The organism is Acinetobacter sp. MF4640, assembly GCF_002018895.1.
Lineage (GTDB): Bacteria > Pseudomonadota > Gammaproteobacteria > Pseudomonadales > Moraxellaceae > Acinetobacter > Acinetobacter johnsonii.
Genome location: NZ_MVOM01000050.1, coordinates 21,073 through 27,195, shown reverse-complemented (window position 1 = coordinate 27,195; position 6,123 = coordinate 21,073). Strand labels below are relative to the sequence as shown.

General features: G+C 43.0%; 2 protein-coding genes and 1 pseudogene. 1 reads left to right on the top strand and 2 read right to left on the bottom strand.

What is annotated here, in order from left to right:
- Both MF4640_RS19510 and metH read right to left on the bottom strand, forming a co-directional pair.
- Positions 1-138, bottom strand: a pseudogene (locus MF4640_RS19510) (IS5/IS1182 family transposase); the annotation flags it as partial.
- A 201-nt stretch (positions 139-339) separates the two neighbouring features.
- A complete protein-coding gene (gene metH, locus MF4640_RS14900; RefSeq protein WP_078390074.1) occupies positions 340-4,026 on the bottom strand; it encodes a methionine synthase in 3,687 nt (1,228 codons plus the stop codon).
- 426 nt (positions 4,027-4,452) lie between these two features.
- Between metH and MF4640_RS14895 the strand changes: the two genes are divergently transcribed.
- Positions 4,453-6,072, top strand: a complete 1,620-nt coding sequence (locus tag MF4640_RS14895) for an inorganic phosphate transporter (protein ID WP_078390073.1) — start codon at positions 4,453-4,455, stop codon at positions 6,070-6,072.
- Positions 6,073-6,123: the final 51 nt, after the last annotated feature.

Genomic DNA, 6,123 nt, shown 5'->3' with positions numbered 1-6,123 from the left:
GTTTGCCTTTTGATGGCGCATACCATTGCGTAGCAGGGCGAATTCAAACCAAATGGCAATATTTCCGCGACTCATGAGTGCTCGGTTATATGCGGGCCAATTGGTTGTGCGGTAGATTTTGTGTGTAGGCTTCTTCATTTGAAAATTATATCGCTGAAAAACCCTTTACAGATAGGTTTGTGCAACAAAGCCGTGTGTAAGTAATAATTATCCTTTAAATTTAAAAGAATTTATTCTAGATCGAATGTTAAATTTGAGTACTTGTCAGTTAGCATTAAGTTAATGATTAACAAAAAAAGCCCTCTTATATATTAAGAGGGCTTTTATTATCTATTTAATTTAAACAATCGAATCATCCAAATTCGGCGCTAACCAACGCTTCGCTACATCCAGTGACCAACCTTTACGCTTTGCATAATCCTCAAGCTGATCTTGAGAAATTTTACCCACGTTAAAGTATTCACTTTCAGGGTGTGAGTAATAGAAACCACTCACAGAAGAAGGTGGCATCATCGCAAAGTGTTCAGTCAGTTTCGTACCAATCTTTGCTTCCGAACCTAACCAGTCAAACAACACCGCTTTTTCAGAATGCTCTGGGCAAGCGGGATAACCTGGCGCAGGACGAATACCGACATACTTCTCTTTGATCAATTCTTCATTGCCCAAAGTCTCATCGGCTTTATAGCCCCAGAACTCTTTACGGATACGCTCATGCAAATGCTCCGCAAATGCTTCGGCAAAACGATCCGCTAAAGACTGAATCAAGATTGCAGAGTAATCATCACCTTTGGCTTTATATTCATTCGCCAATTCCTCCGCACCAAAGATCGATACCGTGAAACCACCAAGATAATCGGTATTGTCTTTAGAAGTGCTAATAAAGTCGGCTAAAGATAAATTCGGCTTACCCGTGACTTTGTCAGACTGCTGACGTAGGTGCTCAAAAGTATGCGTTACAGTTTGACCTGCTTCATCAAACACGCTGACTGTATCTGCACCTGTACGTTGAGCAGGGTATAGACCAAATACAGCACGCGCATCGAAACGATGATTCTCGATCACATCTTTGAGCATGGCTTGCGCTTGATTATACAAATCCGTTGCAGCTTCACCGACAATCTCATCTTCTAAGATTTTCGGGAATTTACCCGCTAAACTCCAAGAAATAAAGAATGGGGTCCAGTCAAAATATTCCACCAATGTTGCAAGTGGGTAGTTGGTGAGGACATGTGTACCCATCGTATTTGGAATAGGTGGCACATAGTTTTCGTCCACTTTAAAGCCATTTTCAATCGATTCTACATAACTGAGTTTGGCTGCTTTTGGTTGCTTATTGGCTAAACGTTCACGAATCTTGGCATATTCAGCACGATGCTCAGCAATAAAATTACCGCGCATTTCTTTCGAGAGTAGGGTGGTTGCCACACCCACTGCACGAGAAGCATCAGCCACATAAATCACTGCATCATTTGAATATTGCGGATCAATTTTAACGGCTGTATGTGCTTTCGATGTGGTTGCACCACCAATCAATAAAGGAATGTCAAAACCTTTACGTTGCATTTCTTTCGCAACAAACACCATTTCATCCAAAGATGGGGTGATCAAACCAGACAAACCGATGATGTCACATTTTTCATCAATCGCGGTTTGCAAGATTTTTTCCGCAGGAACCATAACACCGAGGTCAACGATGTCATAACCATTACAGCCCAAGACCACGCCCACGATATTTTTACCAATATCATGTACATCGCCTTTTACCGTTGCCATCAACACACGACCTTTAGATTGTGCATTGCCTTTTTCGGCTTCGATGTACGGGTTCAACCAAGCCACAGCTTGTTTCATGACACGCGCAGATTTAACCACTTGTGGTAGGAACATTTTGCCCGAACCGAACAGATCACCGACCACGTTCATACCATCCATCAATGCGCCTTCAATCACATCAAGAGGACGTTTGGCCTTTAAACGGGCTTCTTCTGTATCTTCATCAATATACGTGGTGATGCCTTTTACTAACGCATATTCGAGACGTTTTTCAACCGACTCATTGCGCCATTCAAGGTTTTCAGCTTCACGCTGCGCGCCACTATGACCACGGAATTTTTCTGCCACTTCAAGCAATTTTTCTGTGGCGTTTTGACCTGATTCACCTTGGTTTTGATTCAGAACAACATCTTCAACCGCATCTTTCAGTTCTTTTGGAATATCGTCGTAAATCGCCATTTGACCAGCATTCACGATACCCATAGTCATGCCTTGTTTAATGGCATAGTAAAGGAACACAGAGTGAATCGCTTCACGGACAGGTTCATTACCACGGAAGGAGAACGATACGTTGGAGACACCACCTGAAATCATGGCATGTGGTAGGTTTTGTTTGATCCAACCTGTGGCTTCAATAAAATCCACACCATAGTTATTATGTTCTTCGATCCCTGTTGCCACGGCAAATACGTTCGGGTCAAAAATAATATCTTCCGCAGGGAAGCCAACATCATTGACTAAAACATCATAAGAACGCTTACAGATTTCACGCTTGCGTTCTGCGGTATCTGCCTGACCTGTTTCATCAAAGGCCATGACAATAACCGCAGCACCGTACTGACGGCATAAGCGTGCTTTTTCGACAAACTCGTCATAACCTTCTTTTAAGGAAATCGAGTTCACGACAGGTTTACCTTGGACGCATTTTAAGCCTGCTTCAATGATTTCCCATTTTGATGAGTCAATCATGATCGGTACACGAGAAATATCAGGCTCAGATGCCACTAGATTGAGGAAATGCACCATCGCATTTTGCGAATCGAGCATCCCTTCATCCATGTTGATGTCGATAATCTGTGCACCAGCAACGACTTGTTGCTGTGCAACCTCTAGGGCTTCAGCAAATTTTTCTTCACGGATTAAGCGTAGAAACTTTTTTGAACCTGTAACGTTGGTACGTTCACCGACATTAACGAATAATGAATCATCATAAATATTAAAGGGTTCTAAACCACTTAAACGGCAGGCAGGTTTGGTTTCAGGAATCTGACGTGGTTGAATGTCTTTAACAGCATTGTAAATGGCACGGATATGATCAGGCGTTGTGCCACAGCAACCACCTGTAATATTGATCAAACCACTTTCAGCAAATTCTTTAATGAAGGCTGCGGTTTGCTCTGGGGTTTCATCATATTCACCAAAGGCATTTGGTAAACCTGCGTTTGGATGGGCAGAAACAAAGGTATCTGCAACATCAGCAATAGTTTTCACATGCGGGCGCATCGCATCCGCACCGAGCGCGCAGTTAAAACCAATTGAGAGTAAGTCACCGTGGCGCACCGAGTTCCAGAATGCTTCTGCCGTTTGACCGGTTAAGGTACGGCCTGATGCATCGGTAATGGTGCCTGAGATCATGAGTGGAAGTTCACGACCAAGCTGTTTGAACACTTCCTTGACTGCAAAGATCGCAGCTTTACAGTTCAGCGTATCAAACACAGTTTCGATCAAGAGGATGTCTGCACCACCTTCGATCAAGGCATAGGTTGCTTCAATATAGTTTTCTTTGAGTTCATCGAAAGTGATGTTACGGAACGCAGGGTCATTTACATTGGGTGAAATAGAACAGGTACGTGAGGTTGGGCCAAGTACGCCTGCAACAAAACGTGGTTTATCTGGGGTTGAATATTTGTCGCATGCTGCACGCGCTAAACGTGCTGCTTCACGGTTGATCTCTGGAACGAGGTCTTCCATGTGGTAGTCCGACATCGAAACACGTGTGCCGTTAAAGCTGTTGGTTTCAATAATGTCTGCACCCGCATCCAAATAAGCTTCATGAATGCCTTGAATAATTTGTGGCTGAGTCAGCACCAAAAGGTCGTTGTTGCCTTTGAGGTCAGAAGCCCAATCTACAAAGCGTTCACCACGATAATCTTCTTCTTCGAGCTTGTGACGCTGAATCATGGTGCCCATTGCGCCATCGATAATAAGGATGCGCTCGGCAAGAAGTGCTTTTAAGGTGGCAAGTGTAGACATTCAAAACTCACAAACAGGTTTTCAAAACGTGCAATATTTTAGCAGAAAAGCAGGTCGATTGATGCCTAATTCAAGTGGTATTGGCTATATGGCAAATAAAAAAGGCTGATTTAGCTTTAGTTTTCACGAAAGTGAAATATAGACCCGCTATGTTAATAGATCAGAAGAAATAGAGATGAAAAATATTGATTGGAGCAGATTGTTACAGACAGCACAGCCAAATGTAAGAAAATAATTCAGCGTAATCCGCACCGAAAAGTTAAATTTTGAGCCAGCACAGTGCGTTCAAGGCTTATAAGCGATTTACTGCTGATCTAAAATAAGCCAATTATGAAAAAATTGGCTTCATGTGACACGCATTTGTCATATAATTGTCACAATTAAATTGAACAATAGGGGATATTGATATCCTCTTTAGCCGTCTGCATGAATTCTAATATTCCTCCCGTCCAAGATCAGGTGCACGTGACACAGGTCAAGTCGACGAATGTGCACGTACCTACACCGAAATTTTTTATGCCGGTGTTTTTAACGGTCATTATTTCAACGCTAATTTATATTGGCTTTCAGCTTTCTGCTGACTTATCGCATGTTCCTGCACTGAATCTTTACTCTTTAATCCTTTTAGCAACGGCATTGTTCATTGCTTTGGGTTTTGAGTTTGTAAATGGCTTTCACGATACTGCCAATGCGGTTGCAACGGTCATTTATACAAATGCACTGTCTGCACCTGTTGCGGTGATGTGGGCTGGTTTCTGTAACTTCCTTGGGGTTATGGTCGCAAGTGGTGCCGTGGCTTACGGTATTATTGCGCTTTTGCCTGTTGAGTTGATTATGAATGTCAGCTCAGGCGCAGGTTTTGCCATGGTATTTGCCATGTTGATTGCTGCGATTTTGTGGAACTTGGGCACATGGTTCTTGGGTATTCCAGCATCGAGTTCACACACTTTGATCGGTTCGATCTTGGGTGTGGGCATTATGAACTACCTGATGCATTCAGGCGGTGGTGCTTCCGGTGTCGACATGGATCAGGTGATTAAAGTCGGTAAAGCTTTACTGTTTTCACCCATGATCGGTTTTGCTTTTGCAGCAGTGTTGTTCTTATTGGTGAAAAAAATCTTTAAGAAACAACTGGAACTATTCCAACCACCTGAAGGCAACAAACCACCACCGCCACTGATTCGTGCCATTTTGATTTTTACTTGCACAGGTGTAAGTTTTGCGCACGGTTCAAATGACGGTCAAAAAGGTATGGGTCTAATCATGCTGATTTTGATTGGTATCGTGCCTTTGGCTTATTCTTTAAATAAGAATTTAGATTCACAGCATATTCAGTCATTTGCTCAACTTTCAGGTCAAACTGCGGCTGTGATTTATTCGAATCATAACGATATTGCAGATGAAAAAGCCCGTACGGTGATCACGCAATATATTCAAACGAAAGAAATGACCCCAGAAGTCGTACCTGCTTTAGCAAGTTTGACAGATCATTTGGGTGAGCGTGTTGGCCATTATGGAGATCTTAAAGATATTCCTGAAGCTGAAGTTTCTGCACTACGTAATGACATGTACTTAAGCACGACAGCATTCAAACGTTTGGATAAAGCGGATCAATTGCCAGCGATGTCGGAAGCGGGCAAAAAGACAGTAAAAGAATATCGTAGTAACCTTGATTCATTCTTACAGTACATCCCAACATGGGTGAAAGTGGCTGTAGCATTGGCTTTAGGTCTGGGTACAATGGTGGGCTGGAAGCGTATTGTCGTGACTGTAGGTGAGCGTATTGGTAAAAACCATATGACCTATGGCCAAGGCATGTCAGCAGAATTGGTGGCGATGACCACGATTGCAGCCGCTGATGGCTTTGGTATGCCCGTATCGACCACACACGTCTTGAACTCTGCGGTAGCAGGGACCATGGTGGCAAACAAGTCTGGTCTGAACTTTGCAACAGTAAGAACCATTCTTTCGGCTTGGATCTTTACCTTGCCAGCAACGATCTGTTTATCTGGTGGTTTGTTCTGGTTGTTCCTACAGTTTGTTTAATCTGATTGGTAAAAACCAATAATAAAAAACGCTACCGAAGGTAGCGTTTTT